Annotated in this window: 16 protein-coding genes; 11 read left to right on the forward strand and 5 right to left on the reverse strand. The window is 44.6% G+C overall.

What is annotated here, in order from left to right:
• Nucleotides 1-162 precede the first annotated feature (162 nt).
• Complete coding sequence (locus tag LMH68_RS11690; protein ID WP_017060749.1) at nt 163-681, forward strand: GNAT family N-acetyltransferase; 519 nt, start codon at nt 163-165, stop codon at nt 679-681.
• On the opposite strand, the gene LMH68_RS11695 is transcribed toward LMH68_RS11690, so the two are convergent.
• Both LMH68_RS11695 and LMH68_RS11700 read right to left on the reverse strand, forming a co-directional pair.
• Nucleotides 647-955, reverse strand: coding sequence for a DUF3301 domain-containing protein (locus LMH68_RS11695; RefSeq protein WP_017060748.1), 309 nt, complete (start codon nt 953-955; stop codon nt 647-649). The two genes, LMH68_RS11690 and LMH68_RS11695, sit on opposite strands and share 35 nt — an antisense overlap.
• Nucleotides 956-1,039: 84 nt before the next feature.
• The gene (locus LMH68_RS11700; RefSeq protein ID WP_017060747.1) at nt 1,040-2,080 is read right to left on the reverse strand and encodes a DUF3549 family protein; all 1,041 of its coding nucleotides are present in this window, start codon (nt 2,078-2,080) and stop codon (nt 1,040-1,042) included.
• An 87-nt stretch (nt 2,081-2,167) separates the two neighbouring features.
• On the opposite strand from LMH68_RS11700, the gene LMH68_RS11705 reads away from it, so the two are divergent.
• Together LMH68_RS11705 and truC are read left to right on the forward strand one after the other, a co-directional pair.
• Nucleotides 2,168-2,482 carry a YqcC family protein gene (locus LMH68_RS11705; RefSeq protein ID WP_017063358.1) on the forward strand — a complete coding sequence of 105 codons (315 nt, stop codon included), beginning with the start codon at nt 2,168-2,170 and terminating at the stop codon, nt 2,480-2,482.
• Complete coding sequence (gene truC / locus LMH68_RS11710; RefSeq protein WP_229647152.1) at nt 2,482-3,231, forward strand: tRNA pseudouridine(65) synthase TruC; 750 nt, start codon at nt 2,482-2,484, stop codon at nt 3,229-3,231. The genes LMH68_RS11705 and truC overlap by 1 nt, the downstream gene beginning before the upstream one ends.
• A 153-nt stretch (nt 3,232-3,384) precedes the next feature.
• Here the strand turns inward: truC and LMH68_RS11715 are convergent, their stop codons facing one another.
• The 3 genes from LMH68_RS11715 to map form a co-directional block, all read right to left on the reverse strand.
• Nucleotides 3,385-3,768, reverse strand: coding sequence for a DUF3461 family protein (locus LMH68_RS11715; RefSeq protein WP_229647151.1), 384 nt, complete (start codon nt 3,766-3,768; stop codon nt 3,385-3,387).
• A 181-nt stretch (nt 3,769-3,949) separates the two neighbouring features.
• On the reverse strand, nt 3,950-6,571 hold the full coding sequence (gene glnD, locus LMH68_RS11720; protein ID WP_017060744.1) for a bifunctional uridylyltransferase/uridylyl-removing protein GlnD: 2,622 nt from the start codon (nt 6,569-6,571) through the stop codon (nt 3,950-3,952).
• Nucleotides 6,572-6,709: 138 nt separating this feature from the next.
• A complete protein-coding gene (gene map / locus LMH68_RS11725) occupies nt 6,710-7,588 on the reverse strand; it encodes a type I methionyl aminopeptidase (protein ID WP_017060743.1) in 879 nt (292 codons plus the stop codon).
• 457 nt (nt 7,589-8,045) lie between these two features.
• On the opposite strand from map, the gene rpsB reads away from it, so the two are divergent.
• The 8 genes from rpsB to rseP all read left to right on the forward strand — a co-directional run bounded on the left by rpsB (nt 8,046) and on the right by rseP (nt 15,637).
• Nucleotides 8,046-8,777: a 30S ribosomal protein S2 gene (gene rpsB, locus LMH68_RS11730; protein WP_032546326.1), complete on the forward strand. Its 732-nt coding sequence runs from the start codon at nt 8,046-8,048 to the stop codon at nt 8,775-8,777.
• Between the two features lie 141 nt (nt 8,778-8,918).
• Nucleotides 8,919-9,764, forward strand: a complete 846-nt coding sequence (gene tsf, locus LMH68_RS11735; RefSeq protein ID WP_017063361.1) for a translation elongation factor Ts — start codon at nt 8,919-8,921, stop codon at nt 9,762-9,764.
• A gap of 161 nt (nt 9,765-9,925) precedes the next feature.
• Nucleotides 9,926-10,657 carry a UMP kinase gene (pyrH, locus tag LMH68_RS11740; RefSeq protein ID WP_017060742.1) on the forward strand — a complete coding sequence of 244 codons (732 nt, stop codon included), beginning with the start codon at nt 9,926-9,928 and terminating at the stop codon, nt 10,655-10,657.
• A gap of 98 nt (nt 10,658-10,755) precedes the next feature.
• A complete protein-coding gene (frr, locus tag LMH68_RS11745; RefSeq protein WP_017060741.1) occupies nt 10,756-11,313 on the forward strand; it encodes a ribosome recycling factor in 558 nt (185 codons plus the stop codon).
• A 98-nt stretch (nt 11,314-11,411) separates the two neighbouring features.
• Nucleotides 11,412-12,164: an isoprenyl transferase gene (locus LMH68_RS11750; RefSeq protein ID WP_017063364.1), complete on the forward strand. Its 753-nt coding sequence runs from the start codon at nt 11,412-11,414 to the stop codon at nt 12,162-12,164.
• Nucleotides 12,165-12,179: 15 nt separating this feature from the next.
• Nucleotides 12,180-13,022, forward strand: a complete 843-nt coding sequence (locus LMH68_RS11755; protein WP_017063365.1) for a phosphatidate cytidylyltransferase — start codon at nt 12,180-12,182, stop codon at nt 13,020-13,022.
• Between the two features lie 51 nt (nt 13,023-13,073).
• On the forward strand, nt 13,074-14,282 hold the full coding sequence (gene ispC, locus LMH68_RS11760; RefSeq protein WP_229647150.1) for a 1-deoxy-D-xylulose-5-phosphate reductoisomerase: 1,209 nt from the start codon (nt 13,074-13,076) through the stop codon (nt 14,280-14,282).
• Entirely contained in the window at nt 14,279-15,637 is a 1,359-nt protein-coding gene (rseP, locus tag LMH68_RS11765; RefSeq protein WP_017060736.1) for a sigma E protease regulator RseP, read from the forward strand. The genes ispC and rseP overlap by 4 nt, the downstream gene beginning before the upstream one ends.
• The last annotated feature ends 18 nt before the right edge of the window (nt 15,638-15,655 follow it).

Consider the following 15,655-nt stretch of genomic DNA (forward strand, 5'->3'; position numbering starts at 1 on the left):
GCCGGACTGCTGCGAGTAAGACCCTAGCCCTGACACTTCGGTGTCGGGGCTTTTCTTTTCCTAAGGCTTTTTCTCTATCTAGGGGCTCTCTTTAATTCAGGAGCTTTTATCTAAGCACGCGACATCTGCTTTTCTGCTAATGGTCAACACAAGGAGTGTTTTATGACGATAGCAACCTCAAGAACGCTGTTGGTACCTTATACCGAGCAGTTAGAACATGACTTTATCAAGTTGAATTGCTGCCCCATCAATCGTGCTGAAATGAACGGGCCGCATTCTATTGCCTCTGCAAAACACCTATTTCAAGAAATACTGAACGACAACGTTGGTTTTTGCCGAGCCATTATCCACAACCAAACCCGCGAATACCTCGGGCATTTGTTTGTTTCGTCTGAAGAAGGGAAGCATGAGCTGGGATTTATTCTGGACAAGGAGTTTTGGAATCAAGGCCTTGCTAGTGAAGTGCTAAAACCTTTCTTTAGTTTGGTTTGTTTTGAAGAACACCTAACGAATGTTGTCGCGACCGTTAATGTTGGTCATAACCCATCAATTAAGTTACTTGAAAAGTTAGGCTTTGCATTTAAAGAGACCAAACAAGATCAGTTTGGCCCTTATCATGAATATAGTTATACCGCGTATTGCGACGTTACATTCTATGAGGCTGTAGCTCAAACCGCATAGAACGGAAGCCCACCATGGTCAGTTTCCCTTGGTACAGGTCATCACCTAACGCTGAAAACTCAAATTGATACACGGTGTGCCAGCGCCAAATGGTGGTGAGCTCATGGCGCATCTTAAGTTTATGACCACTAAAGGCAACACTTAATAGCTGTAAGTCGAGCTCTTTACATTTTCTCGCAATGGCAGCTTTCGCAAGCTCGGATTGCCTGCGCTGTTGCCAAAACAGAAAGCAAAAGAAGCACAGCATCAAAATAGCCAATAAGTTATCTATCATTTAATCCATACTTCCTTTTATCTCTCTATTCCGTTCGTGATTTGAGCTTTTTGTTATGAGCTACTGAGCTGTTCTGTCTGGTATCTATTGCGACTTAGCCGCTTGTTGTAATTCTACAAGTGCATTGGCGAGTTCTGGTGATGGGTTCGAGTTCAATAATGGTAAAAATACCATTCTCAGTGTCGGAATCATCACTAAATCTGCAAATAACTGATTGAACAAGTTTTGGTTGCCCGTTTGTGCGAGACGCAGCAAGAACTGCTCAGCAATCGCAGGATCTTGCAGTGCGTGCCAGCTGCGACCAGCCAAACCAATCAATACTTCTTGGTGGCTTAAGCGCGGGCTAGCCAGAACTTGGTTAATTACGGCGTTGGTTGTGCTTTGCTCTGCGCCAGAAAGGGCACGTACCAGCGCTGACAGTAAGAACAGATCTGGCTCTTGACTGTTAATCTCATTCTCTGCCATTTCTTGTAAGCGTTGAGCGAGCTTGTCATTGATTTGCGTATGCTCAAGCGCCCCGAGAGTCGCGTATAGAGGTTCTGAAGGCAGCTTATTCAATGCTTTGCGAATCGCGACACCATTTTGTTGGCTGCCTAAACGAGCACACATATCAGTGATGCCTTGTAGGCCAACGGTTTTCCAGTTGTCCCAGCCTAGATCGCCTGTGAAGTAGTGTTGAGCGTGTTCGTAGTATTGGCTCGTTGCAAGGTCTAAACCTGCTCTTACTTGGCTATGGAACACGGCCATTTTGTCTTCTGAAGGCTTGAAGGTATATGGGTTGTTTGACAGCTTTTGTTGTTGCTCTTCGCTGATCTCACCGTTCAAACGTGTGCCCATCGCTTCGATAACAAACTTAAGGAAATTGCCGACATCACCTTGATGTAATAGGCCTCTTTCGTCCAGTTTGAATTTTAGGAACCAGATCCAAGGTTGCTTGTGTTCGTTCCAGTAACTAATCGCTAAGTGAGCTTGTTTCTGAAGTGGAAATGGGTACGGCTGTTTCCCTTGCTCAACATCAGAGAATAAGGTGTTGTCGATCTTCTGAATACGGCGACCTAGGTCGTAGATATCGTACTGGCAACCGCTATTCTTTAGTAACTGAGTGAGCGTGTGAATCGTTTCCATAGTAATAAAGCTCCTAACTTTCTTTCCTAAATAGATGGTACTCTATGCCCCAATTTCAAGGTCACTAGATAAATAACTTGGTGAAAAATGACAGCAGCCACAAAGTTACCTCTTTTACTTCAACAATTAGAAGAACAAATGCGCCAATGTTCGCTATGGAGCACGCTTCCGCCTTCGGATGAAGCTCTGGCGAGCGTTGAACCTTTCGGGATTGATTCGTTACAACCGGAAGAGTGGTTGCAGTGGATCTTTATCGTTAAGATCAACGCAATGATGGATGCCCAAATGAGCCTACCGAAAGGCTTTGCTATCCATCCTTATTTTGGTGAAGTGTGGAAAAATGAGGCAGACAAAGTCGAACTGCTAGTGACAATTCAGAGCATTGATGAGGTATGTGCGTAATGTTAGAGATCATTTATCAAGATGAGTACTTTGTCGCGGTGAATAAGCCCGCTGGCATGCTAGTGCATCGTTCATGGTTGGATAAACACGAAACGCAATTTGTTATGCAGACATTGCGCGATCAAATTGGTCAGCATGTATTTCCATTACACCGCTTAGACAGACCGACATCGGGTGTGTTGGTGTTTGCGTTGTCGAGTGAGGTTGCTTCACAGGTGATGCCAATGTTCGCTAATCATGAGATGCAAAAAACCTATCATGCGATTGTCCGTGGTTGGATAGAAGAGGGCGATACGCTCGATTATGCACTTAAGGTTGAGCTGGATAAGATCGCAGATAAGTTCGCGAAAGAAGACAAAGAAGCGCAAGAGGCAGTGACAGTCTATGAACCGCTAGCAAAAGTAGAAGTGCCATATTCAACAGGACGCTTTCCTACGAGCCGCTACTGCTTGGTTGAGATGATGCCAAAGACCGGTCGCAAACATCAGCTGCGTCGTCACATGGCTCATCTAAGACATCCAATTGTCGGTGATACTTCACATGGTGATGGTAAGCACAATCGACTGTTCCGTGATGATTTAGATTCGCATCGTTTGTTGTTGCACGCTTCTGAGCTTCGCTTTATCCATCCTTTCATAAAAGAAGAGTTGGTGATGAAGGCCAACCTTGATGAAACTTGGCTAAGGTTGTTTGAAACCTTTGAGTGGGATACTAACTTAATCGATGCTCAAACTTGCTTGTCTAAGTAAGTCTCGCGTGTTTAGGCAATCTCCAGTCTAAGTGAATAGAGAAAATAGAATAAAAAACAAAGGGCTGATAGTGATATCAGCCCTTTTTGTATCTGTATAACCTTAACGGCATAACTAATGTTGGTTAGTTAACAGTAATAGTTAGTCGCGGGATCATTTTAGCTTTTCTAGATCAGCTTCGATCTCAGCGATCTTGCTTGATACCACTTTCTCTAGATGGCGTAAGTCGGTAAGGATCTTCTGCTTCACATCCACCTCAGCCGTTGGCGTCGGTTTGGTGATTTTGTTGAGTTCATCAATCACAAGAGTGAGGTTGCGGTTAATCTCTGTCACTTCTTTGTATTGATTATTGCCACCGCTAACAAGCACACTTTTTACTTGTCGTGGGTACTTAAATTTAACGCTTTTCGCGAACAGTTCCCCTTTCTGCTTACGAAAGTAAATCTTCAGGATATCTTTGTACGCTTCTTGGCGAAGGGAGTAACGTTCAATCTGTTTAGGTTCGTGGATACCTAAGCCAGTGAGGTTTGGATACATAAGCGACCTCTAGGTTATGAATGTAATACTTTTATGTAATTGACTTGATCAATGTAGCAGCCTAACGACGAGCTAGATAGTTGATATCTGTGAATTGATTGTAAGTTGTGGGCAAGATCGCTCTCTATCTTTGCCCACACTTATTTGGTTATTAAACCTGTTTTTAGACTGAATTCGCTTTCTAAGGTGCGAGTTCAGAAACGTGCTCGGTTAATCGTTCTCTTAGTGCCTGTTCTTGTTCTTCAGACAGCCTTCCTCCCGCTTCACTGGTCAGAATAAACAGATCCTCTGCTCGCTCACCTATGGTGGTGATTTTGGCACCGTGCAAGTTGATGTCTAGCTCCGCAAAGGTTGCACCGACTTGAGCCAATAACCCCGGCGTATCAAGAGCTCTTAACTCCATCAAGGTACGTTTCTTGCTCTTGGTTGGTAGGAACTCAACTAAGGTTTTGACCTTAAAGTGTTGCAAGTTACGTGGCGTGCGACGCGTCTTAATCTTAGTCGGGCGGCCATCAGTCAATACATGAGTCAGATGTTTAGCAACGGCTTTGTGTCTTGCTTCATCAATCGCTTCGCCGTGCTGGTCTAGTACGATAAAGGTATCCAAAACATGACCATCTTTGCTAACCATGACCTGCGCGTCATGAACGTTAAAGTTACGTCTGTCGAGTTCGGCAACCACGGTCGCAAACAGTGCTGCTTGGTCTTTACAATAAACGAACACTTCTGTGCCACCGCGCGTCGCTTTCTTACTGATCAGCACTAACGGTTGGCTTGGGTCTTCTAGGCGAAGTAAGTGCTCACAGTGCCAAGCGATTTGTTTATGTGTGTGACGCAAGAAATAATCGGCCTTAAAGCGTTGCCACAACACTTCAATCTCACGAGCGGTGAAGCCTTCTTTACGCAGCAGTGCTGATGCCATTTGTTGGTTGTGACGAATACGGTCTCTGACATCGACAGGGTTTTCCAAGCCGCGGCGCAGTGCTCGCTGCGTTGAGTGGAACAGCTCAGCTAACAGGGTTCGTTTCCAACTGTTCCATAGCTCAGGGTTAGTCGCACAGATATCGGCAACGGTTAAACAAACCAGTAGCTCGAGTGATTCTTCATCACGCACTTTTTTGGCGAATTCGGTGATCACATCTGGGTCGTAGATATCACGACGTTGAGCCGTTACTGACATCAATAGGTGATTTTGTACCAACCACGCGACTTGTTTGGCTTCAGGCTTCGATAGCCCGTGTTCAATACAGAAAGAGTAAGCCTCAACCGCACCTATCTCAGAGTGGTCTCCGCCGCGGCCTTTGCCGATGTCATGGAAGATAGCGGCAAGGATCAGCAACTCTTTCTTCTGTACTCGAGGATAGACTTCACAGCAGATAGGGTGCTTATCGTGGTTTTCGATTTGACCAAAGCGGTTGATGTGCTTGAGCAGGCGGATACTGTGCTCATCCACGGTGTAAACATGGAATAGGTCAAACTGCATCTGACCAACGATCTGGCTCCACTGCGGTAAGTACGCAGAGAGCACGCCCAATTTGTGCATTAAGCTAAAGGCTTTGTGCAGGGCATTAGGGTGGCGAACTAGATCCATGAACTTGTCACGAGCTTCAGGAATGGTATGCAGGAATCGGTTCAATCGACGGCGTGCCGTACGCAGTTGTCGCAATGTTGGTGGACTTACCCCTTCGATAGTCGAGTCATTGGCGATATGGATGAACATATCGAGAATGGTTTCTGGTCTTGCTTGGAATAGGGCAGGCTTGCGCGCTTCGATCAACGAACCTCGACGTTGGAAATCACTATCGAGAATTTCAGCGTCTTGGGTTTGACCGCCATTGATGATCGCTTGATCGAACAGCTTAAGCAGCATCTTATTCAGTTCAGCAACACGACGAAGGGTTCGGTAGAACTCTTTCATCATCATCTCAACACCACGGTTTCCTTCACCCGTATAACCCAGATGTTCAGCGACTTGAGCTTGATGCGCGAACGTTAAACGGTTGTCGTAACGGCGCAGTTCAATATGCAATGCAAAGCGAACACGCCATAAAAAATCTTGGCACTCAACGAGCTCACGATATTCAGCATCGGTCAGAAAGCCGTATTTGCTCATCTCTAACAAAGAGGTCGCGCCGAAGTGGCGACGCGCAACCCAGCTCAGGGTATGGATGTCTCTGAGCCCTCCCGGAGTCGATTTGATGTCCGGTTCTAAATTATAGGTGGTGTCGTGGTAGCGAGCATGACGCTCTCTCTGTTCTTGAATCTTGGCTTTGTAAAACGTCTCACTTGGCCAAAATGAATCGGAATGAATCTTCAGTTTTAGTTCTTGGAAAGTGTCTTCACTACCACATAACAATCGTGACTCTTGTAGGTTGGTCGCGACGGTTAAATCATCGGTGCCGATATCGAGACACTCAGTAATAGTTCGCACAGCATGGCCAACTTCGAGCTTTAAATCCCAAAGTAGAGTAATGAATTGACTGACCTTTTCACCAAGAGCTGGTGGTAGTGTTTTTTGCGAGACAATGAGAATATCAATGTCAGACAAAGGATGCAGTTCGCCACGACCATAACCACCCACTGCGACAAGTGAAATATGAGGCAGTTTGTTGAATCCGAAATTTTCCCACAAACGATTGAGAAGTAAATCCATGTATTCGGAGCGCAGTAGAACCAAATCGGTGACGGGATGGTGGTTCAGAAATTCATTTTTTTGATACTGCGTGAAGATCTCGAGCTGATTTTTTAATTCGCAGATTTCAATTTGTTCGTCATTGAACGTAAGAGGGCATTGATAAGGCATAGTCTGCTATCCGTGCAAGCAAATGAGAATAGTAAACAATTTAACAGAAGCTGATGGAAAATCGAAATTGAGTGGATAAAAAATATCCTCGACAATGCGAGGATATTTTTAAAAGGCTGATGCGCTCAGTTCGGTGAACTAAGCGTTCTTCATGATACGTGGGATTGTATCATCGCTGCGCAGTGTTAGTACTTCACAACCAGTATCAGTTACAACCAGAGTGTGCTCCCATTGAGCCGAGTTCTTGCTGTCTGCTGTGTATACTGTCCAGCTATCTTCGTCATCAAGACGACAGCCAAACTTACCCGCGTTGATCATTGGCTCGATAGTGAAGCACATGCCTGCTTTTAGCACGGTGCGATCGCTGTTCTTGTAGTGAACTACTTGTGGATCTTCGTGGAATTCAGAACCAATGCCGTGACCACAGTAATCTTTAACAATAGAGAACTTAGCGCGTGGGTTGTTCTTGTTGTTTGTTTTGATGTACTTCTCGATAGCAGTACCGATTTGACCAAGTTGAACACCTGGCTTAACTTGGCGCATGCCTTCGTAAAGTGCTTCTTGAGCAACCATGCACAGACGCTTGTTTGCAGGTGAAACCTCACCCACTAGGAACATCTTAGAGGTGTCACCGTGGTAGCCTTGAGGGCGAGTACTAAGATCGGCATTTGCGTCATCAGGGATGATAACTGTGATATCAACGTTCAGAATGTCGCCATCTTTGAGTACCGCAGGTTTGAATTGACCTGTGCTACCCGTCTCGTCTTGTGACGCGGGAATGCCGTGACACACAATATGATTGATAGACGTACAGATAGACTTAGGGAAACCGTGGTAATCGAGTGGCGCAGAGTATGCACCTCTTTCTAGAGCGTACTCATGACAAAGCGTATTGAGCTCTTCCGTCGTGGTACCCACTTGGATGTGAGGTTCGATCATCTCAATAATGTCAGCGGCCAGCTTGCCGGCGACGCGCATTTTTTCAATTTCTTCAGCAGTTTTAATTTTTACAGCCATTGCATATCTCTTAATTTGGTAGCACCTAAGTGTGCATATTGGGGCTATTCTATCAGTGCAGCAATTTAGCGCAACATTACCATGTCCGTACAATACTGGAGGATACTGTTAACGTGATTAAATAATGTTCGGTTAACAGATGCAGAACCTGCTTGATATAGACACTATTTTATAGAGAAAATTTACCTTTAGAGATCAGTATAGCAGTCGCCATTTTTAGAATTTTTTCTAGCCATAGATAGACAAAATATGGTATAAAGCGCGCCGGACATCAGGACTGTTTTCTCCAATTGGCGAAACAAGCTTTATGTCCACTAACTTATTTCTTTAAATCACACACATTCCGACACATGTTCCGGGGTGCCTCAACAACACAGATAACGGCTGAAAAGTGGTTAGTTGTTAGGGGTCGGATTCATGGGGGATGTGGAGGCCTAACCCCATAGAGGATTTTAAAATGGCAACTGTATCAATGCGCGATATGCTTAAAGCTGGTGTTCACTTCGGTCACCAAACTCGTTACTGGAACCCAAAAATGAAGCCATTCATCTTTGGTGCTCGTAACAAAGTACATATCATCAACCTAGAAAAAACTGTACCAATGTTCAACGAAGCTCTAGCAGAAATCGCTAAAGTTGGTGAGAAGAAAGGTAAAGTTCTTTTCGTTGGTACTAAGCGCGCTGCATCTGAAGCTGTTAAAGAAGCTGCTGTAAACAGCAACCAGTTCTACGTTAACAACCGCTGGTTAGGCGGTATGCTAACGAACTACAAAACTGTTCGTCAGTCTATCAAGCGTCTGAAAGAACTTGAAGCGCAAGCTCAAGACGGTACTTTCGACAAGCTAACTAAGAAAGAAGCTCTAATGCGCACTCGTGAAATGGAGAAGCTAGAGAAGTCTCTTGGTGGTATCAAGAACATGGGCGGCCTACCAGACGCTCTATTCGTAATCGATGCTGATCACGAACACATCGCAGTTAAAGAAGCAAACAACCTAGGTATCCCAGTTTACGCTGTAGTTGATACTAACTCTAACCCAGACGGCGTTGACTTCGTTATCCCAGGTAACGACGATGCAATCCGTGCAGTACAGCTTTACCTAAACGCTGCTGCAGACGCGGTTAAAGAAGGTCGTAACAAAGACGTTGCTGCTGTAGCTGCTGAAAAAGATGGTTTTGTAGAAGCTGAATAATAGCGGCTCTGAATCACGCTTGGCTTAGCTAATATAGATTTTGAAATCTTTATTAAATGTAAGCTAAGTTATAGTTAGATTGGGGGCCTCATTTTGGCCCCTGATTTTTACCTTATTTTCGAATCAACCGAGGAATAGAGAATGGCAACTGTAACTGCTGCTCTAGTTAAAGAACTTCGCGAGCGCACTGGCGCTGGCATGATGGAATGTAAGAAAGCGCTTGTAGAAGCAAACGCTGACATCGAACTAGCAATTGAAAACATGCGTAAATCTGGCGCAGCGAAAGCAGCTAAGAAAGCTGGTAACGTTGCTGCTGAAGGCGCAATCATCATCAAAGAAGAGAACGGTGTAGCTGTTCTTCTTGAAGTTAACTGCCAAACTGACTTCGTAGCAAAAGATGCTAGCTTCACTGCGTTTGCAGAAGAAGTTGCAGCTGCAGCAGTAGCTTCTAAAGCTTCTGTAGAAGAGCTACAAGCACAGTTCGAAGAAACTCGCGTTGCTCTAGTTGCTAAAATCGGCGAAAACATCAACATCCGTCGCGTAGCTTACGTTGAAGGTGCTGCACTAGCTTCTTACCGTCACGGTGAGAAAATCGGTGTTGTTGTAGCTGGTGAAGGCGAAGCTGAAACTCTTAAGCACGTTGCTATGCACGTTGCTGCTTCTCGTCCTGAGTTTGTTAACCCAGAAGACGTACCAGCAGACGTAGTTGCTAAAGAGAAAGAAGTTCAAGTTGAAATCGCTATGAACGAAGGCAAGCCTCAAGAGATCGCTGAGAAAATGGTTATCGGCCGTATGAAGAAATTCACGGGCGAAATCTCTCTAACTGGTCAAGCTTTCATCATGGAACCTAAGAAAACTGTTGGCGAAATCCTTAAAGAAAAAGGCGCTGCAGTATCTAACTTCGTACGTCTAGAAGTTGGTGAAGGTATCGAGAAAGCTGCTGAAATGAGCTTCGCTGACGAAGTTGCAGCGGTACAAAAAGGTTAATCCTTAGCGTATTGTTTGAAAAAAGACCGTGGCAAATGCTGCGGTCTTTTTATGAATAGTGAACTATTTTTGAAGGCAACGTTAGTGGTTATGAATGCAAACTGACTTACTCAGTTTTTATCCATGACTGTTAATCATCAACTCTTTGGAAGGTAAACTCCATGACTACGAACCCTAAACCAGTGTATCAACGTATTCTGTTAAAACTTAGCGGTGAAGCGCTACAAGGCGAAGAAGGTTTTGGTATTGACCCAACGATCCTTGATCGTATGGCTCAAGAAGTAAAAGAATTGGTTGAACTAGGCGTTCAAGTTGGTGTTGTTATCGGTGGCGGTAACTTGTTCCGTGGTGCTGGTCTTGCTGAAGCTGGCATGAACCGCGTTGTTGGTGACCACATGGGTATGCTTGCAACGGTAATGAACGGCCTTGCAATGCGTGACGCTCTTCACCGTGCTTACGTAAACGCACGTGTAATGTCTGCAATCCCTCTTAAAGGTGTGTGTGACGACTACAACTGGGCAGATGCAATCAGCCAACTACGTCAAGGTCGCGTTGTGATCTTCTCTGCTGGTACGGGTAACCCATTCTTCACTACGGATTCTGCTGCATGTCTACGTGGTATCGAAATCGAAGCTGACGTAGTTCTAAAAGCGACAAAAGTAGATGGTGTATTTACTTCTGACCCTGTAGCAAACCCAGACGCAGAGTTGTATGATACGTTGTCTTACAACACGGTTCTTGATAAAGAACTTAAAGTAATGGACTTGGCTGCATTTACGCTAGCACGTGATCACAAAATGCCAATCCGTGTATTTAACATGAATAAACCAGGCGCACTACGTCGCGTGGTTATGGGTGAAACTGAAGGTACATTAATCAGCGACGCTGACTAATTTTTCGGGCTTACTGAGGTGTTGTACCTTGGTAAGCTTATCCTTATCACTCCAAATAAAAAGCTTTCTTGAAGAAAGAACATAATCAAGGTGAAATTGTGATTAACGAAATCAAAAAAGACGCTCAAGAGCGCATGGTAAAAAGTGTTGATGCACTAAAAAACAGCCTGCAAAAGATTCGTACAGGCCGTGCGCACCCGAGCCTACTTTCTGGTCTTACTGTTGAGTACTACGGTGCTCCAACGCCTTTGACTCAAGTAGCTAACGTTATCGCTGAAGATGCACGTACACTAGCTATTACAGTGTTTGATAAAACACTGACTCCTCTAGTTGAAAAAGCAATCCTGACATCTGACCTAGGCCTAAACCCTATGTCTGCTGGTACGGTTATCCGTGTTCCACTTCCACCGCTAACGGAAGAGCGTCGTAAAGACCTAGTTAAAATCGTTCGTGGCGAAGCTGAAGGTGGCCGTGTTGCTATCCGTAACATCCGTCGTGACGCGAATGGCGATCTAAAAGCACTTCTTAAAGATAAAGAAATCTCTGAAGATGAAGATCGTAAAGCACAAGACGAAATTCAAAAGCTAACTGACGCTGCGGTTAAGAACGTAGACGAAGTTCTAGCTGTTAAAGAAAAAGAGTTGATGGAAGTTTAATTTTCCATATTCTTTTCTTTCCGGAAAAACGCTGTACTCACGGTGCAGCGTTTTTTTATGCTACTCTGTTCGACTATTAGAATTTGATTCACTCTTTTATGCATAATTCTCAAGCGTTCACAGACTCTCTTCCTAAACACATTGCTATCATTATGGATGGTAATGGTCGCTGGGCAAAAGCTCAGGGCAAGCCTCGCGTCTTTGGCCATAAAAACGGTGTTCAAGCCGTTCGTAAAACTATCTCTTCTGCAGCCAGACTTGGCATTAAAGCCGTTACTCTTTTTGCATTTAGTAGCGAAAACTGGCGTCGTCCTGAAGAAGAAGTCGGTATCTTGATGGAACTGTTTATTTCAGTGCTGTCGAGTGAAGTTAAAAAGCTTCATAAAAATAATCTACAACTTCGTGTTATTGGTGATAAAAGTCGTTTCAATGATCGACTACAAAAGAAGATAGAAGAAGCGGAAGCTTTGACTAGCACCAATACGGGTATGGTTATTAATATTGCAGCTAACTACGGCGGTAAGTGGGATATTCAGCAAGCAATGACCTCTATTGCTCAACAGGTAAAGTCTGGTGATATTAATGTAGATGACATTGATGAAGCTATGATTACACAGCACCTGACAATGGCAGATATTCCTGAAGTCGATCTACTTATCCGTACCAGTGGCGAATGCCGCATTAGTAATTTTATGCTTTGGCAGTTGGCTTACGCCGAAATGTATTTCACTGAACAATTCTGGCCAGACTTTAATGAAGACAGCTTAGTAGAAGCTGTGACTTGGTTTGTTAACCGTGAGCGTCGTTTTGGATGCACCGGTGAGCAAATTAAAGCTCTGATGGACAGTTAATAAGGATTTTTTGGTTTGAAACAACGAATTATTACGGCGTTGATTTTAGCTCCCCTAGTTATTCTAGGTATTTTCGAGTTATCACTTCCTACATTTATTCTTTCACTAGCGGTAATCTCGCTATTGGGTTTTTGGGAGTGGACTCAGTTTGTTGAAAGCAAATCACGTTATGTAGCGTTGATTCCAACGGTTGTGGTAAGTGCTGCAAGTTTTGCTTTTATCCCTTTTGATGCATTTAGCCTTAATAACTTGTCTACTGCTCACTACGCCATTCTAACGATTGGCTCGATTTGGTGGGTAATCGCGAGTGGCATGGCGGTGACTTATCCTAAGTCTATGCCTGCATGGAAAGACTCTTCTCTTCTTCGTCACGCCTTTGGTGTGCTGACTCTGCTGCCATTCTTCTGGAGTGTGGTTATCCTGCGTGCTAACGGTATCGATGCTGATCCTTACCACGGTGCTAAACTGGTGATGTTTGTTTGCTTGCTTGTTTGGGCTGCAGATAGCGGCGCATACTTTTCAGGAAAGAGTTTTGGTAAGCGTAAAATGGCACCAGCGGTAAGCCCTAATAAGACGATTGAAGGTCTTATCGGTGGCATTATTACTGCGGTGATCGTGGCTTGGATCTTTGCTGACTTGTTTGACATCCAATTCACAAGCCCACTTCACATGATTGTTATTACCCTTGTGACCGTTGTTATTTCTGTTCTAGGTGACCTTGTTGAAAGCATGTTTAAGCGTGTTTCTGGGGTGAAAGACAGCAGTAATCTGATTCCTGGTCATGGTGGTATACTAGATAGAATAGATAGCTTAACGGCTGCATTCCCTGTCTTTGCTCTGCTTTATTTAGCATTCTAATAAAAAAGGGCAGTGATTCTGCCCTTTATTACATTTCTACGGTCATATGTGATGCGAAATCTAACTATCCTTGGCGCTACAGGCTCAATTGGTGCAAGTACACTAAAAGTCGTTGAGCAAAACCCAGATCTCTATTCAGTGGTTGCACTGGCTGCAGGCTCGAATGTTGAAAAGATGCTGGCGTTAGTTGAAAAGTGGCAACCAAGCTATGTTGCTATGGCTTGCTCTGATGCAGCGTCTCAACTGACTGAAGTGTTGTCCGTGAGTTACCCTAACGTAAAAGTACTTTCAGGCACTGAAGGCATGTGTCAGGTTGCTTCTCTAGAGGAAGTGGACACGGTAATGGCCGCGATTGTTGGTGCCGCTGGTTTACTTCCTACTATGTCTGCGGTTAAAGCGGGCAAGCGTATCTTGCTTGCAAACAAAGAAGCTTTGGTGATGTCTGGGCAGTTGTTTATCGACGCCGTGGAAAAATACGGTGCAGAGCTGCTTCCTGTCGATAGCGAGCATAATGCTATTTTCCAATGCCTTCCGCAGAACGTACAAACTAACCTAGGCCGCTGTAACCTTGAAGAAAACGGCATTAACCATATTCTTCTGACTGGTTCTGGTGGTCCTTTCCGTTATACCGATGTGGCTGAACTCGAATCAGTGACTCCTGAACGCGCAATTGCACACCCTAACTGGTCTATGGGGCCTAAGATCTCTGTCGATTCTGCGACTATGATGAATAAAGGGCTAGAGTACATTGAAGCGAAATGGCTATTTAATGCTTCTCAGGAGCAGTTAAAGGTCATCATTCACCCGCAGTCTGTGATTCACTCGATGGTTCAGTACAAGGATGGCTCTGTGCTTGCTCAAATGGGCGAACCAGATATGGCAACGCCAATCGCTTTGACGATGTCTTACCCTAATCGTACCGAGGCGGGTGTTAAGCCTTTAGACTTTACTAAAGTGGGTGAGCTTACCTTCTTAGAACCAGATTTCAGTCGTTACCCGTGTTTGAGGTTAGCGATTGAAGCGTGCTACTTAGGTCAGCATGCGACAACAGCCATTAATGCAGCAAACGAGATCGCGGTCGATGCTTTCTTGAACAATCAGGTGAAGTTTATCGATATTGCTGTCATTAACGAACACGTTATGAGCAAAGTATGTGAACAACATAACTCTGAGGGTTTAGATAGCTTGGAAAGCCTTCTCGAGCTCGATAATATGTCTCGTCAAATAGCCATTCAATTTATTAAAGAGCAGCTAGCATGAGTGGAATTCTGTGGAACTTCGCATCTTTTATCGTAGCGCTTGGCATTCTGGTTGCTGTTCATGAGTTTGGACACTTCTGGGTCGCTCGTCGTTGTGGTGTGAAAGTTGAAAAATTCTCGATTGGTTTTGGTAAATCAATCTGGAGTAAAGTGGGCCGTGATGGTACTGAATACAGCTTGTCAGTGATTCCACTGGGCGGCTACGTTAAGATGCTCGATGGTCGTGTTGACGATCTTTCTGAAGATCAACAGCAATACGCTTTCGACAAGAAGCCGCTTTGGAAACGAACGGCGATTGTGGGTGCAGGCCCTGCATTCAACTTTATCTTTGCGGTGTTCGCGTATTGGTTAGTATTTTTGATTGGCGTACCCGCGGTTAAGCCCGTGATTGGTGAAGTCACTCCACAATCTATTGCTGCACAAGCCGGAATTGAAACTGGAATGGAACTTAAATCTATTTCAGGAATCAAAACCGCAGATTGGGAATCAGTCAATATGGGGTTGATATCGCACATTGGTGATCAATCCATGACAGTGACGGTTGCTTCTCAAGACGACATCGGCTTTGAGCAACAAATGACATTGGATATTTCAGACTGGTCGTTCAACCCAGAAACTGAATCTGCAATGACAACGCTGGGCTTTAGACCGTATTCTCCAGAGATATCGACCGTACTGGCTCAAATCATTGATGATGGCGCTGCATACGATGCAGGTCTTGAAGCTGGCGATAAAATTGTTGAGATTAACGGGCAACCTATTGAACAGTGGCAGTCGGTTGTTGAGTTAATTCGTGCTAATCCAATGACATCATTGGACTTGGTCGTATTGCGAAATGGTGCCGAGCAGTCATTGGTTATGACACCAAAAAGTCGAGAGCTTTCTGATGGTTCGACAATCGGCTATGCAGGTATTGCTCCGGAAGTCGCAGAATGGCCAGAAGATTATCGCTTTGAGTTACAATTTGGTGTAATTGAGTCTGTAGGAAAAGCATTTGATAAAACAGGTCAAATCATTGGATTGACACTGACAATGCTTAAGAAGCTCATCGTTGGTGATGTTGGCTTAAACAACTTGAGTGGCCCTATTTCAATCGCTAAAGGTGCAGGTACAACCGCCGATTATGGTCTGGTTTACTTCTTGGGCTTTTTGGCTCTGATTAGTGTTAACTTAGGGATTATTAATTTGGTTCCGCTGCCTATGCTTGATGGCGGACATTTGCTGTTTTTCGCTATTGAGGCCGTTACTCGTAAACCGGTACCTGAGAAAGTTCAGGAAATGGGATACAGAGTGGGAGGGGCAATCCTCTTCTCATTGATGGCTCTGGCAATATTTAACGATTTTACTCGTCTGTGAATGGTTTCTCACAGGCAT

The organism is Vibrio sp. F13 (assembly GCF_020806305.2).
GTDB classification, from domain to species: domain Bacteria; phylum Pseudomonadota; class Gammaproteobacteria; order Enterobacterales; family Vibrionaceae; genus Vibrio; species Vibrio crassostreae_C.

Bases quoted from the DNA above. Each gene is read 5' to 3' on its own strand.
- LMH68_RS11690 (WP_017060749.1), top strand. From the start codon at position 163: ATGACGATAGCAACCTCAAGAACGCTGTTGGTACCTTATACCGAGCAG.
- LMH68_RS11695 (WP_017060748.1), bottom strand. From the start codon at position 955: ATGATAGATAACTTATTGGCTATTTTGATGCTGTGCTTCTTTTGCTTT.
- LMH68_RS11700 (WP_017060747.1), bottom strand. From the start codon at position 2,080: ATGGAAACGATTCACACGCTCACTCAGTTACTAAAGAATAGCGGTTGC.
- LMH68_RS11705 (WP_017063358.1), top strand. From the start codon at position 2,168: ATGACAGCAGCCACAAAGTTACCTCTTTTACTTCAACAATTAGAAGAA.
- truC (WP_229647152.1), top strand. From the start codon at position 2,482: ATGTTAGAGATCATTTATCAAGATGAGTACTTTGTCGCGGTGAATAAG.
- LMH68_RS11715 (WP_229647151.1), bottom strand. From the start codon at position 3,768: ATGTATCCAAACCTCACTGGCTTAGGTATCCACGAACCTAAACAGATT.
- glnD (WP_017060744.1), bottom strand. From the start codon at position 6,571: ATGCCTTATCAATGCCCTCTTACGTTCAATGACGAACAAATTGAAATC.
- map (WP_017060743.1), bottom strand. From the start codon at position 7,588: ATGGCTGTAAAAATTAAAACTGCTGAAGAAATTGAAAAAATGCGCGTC.
- rpsB (WP_032546326.1), top strand. From the start codon at position 8,046: ATGGCAACTGTATCAATGCGCGATATGCTTAAAGCTGGTGTTCACTTC.
- tsf (WP_017063361.1), top strand. From the start codon at position 8,919: ATGGCAACTGTAACTGCTGCTCTAGTTAAAGAACTTCGCGAGCGCACT.
- pyrH (WP_017060742.1), top strand. From the start codon at position 9,926: ATGACTACGAACCCTAAACCAGTGTATCAACGTATTCTGTTAAAACTT.
- LMH68_RS11750 (WP_017063364.1), top strand. From the start codon at position 11,412: ATGCATAATTCTCAAGCGTTCACAGACTCTCTTCCTAAACACATTGCT.
- ispC (WP_229647150.1), top strand. From the start codon at position 13,074: ATGCGAAATCTAACTATCCTTGGCGCTACAGGCTCAATTGGTGCAAGT.
- rseP (WP_017060736.1), top strand. From the start codon at position 14,279: ATGAGTGGAATTCTGTGGAACTTCGCATCTTTTATCGTAGCGCTTGGC.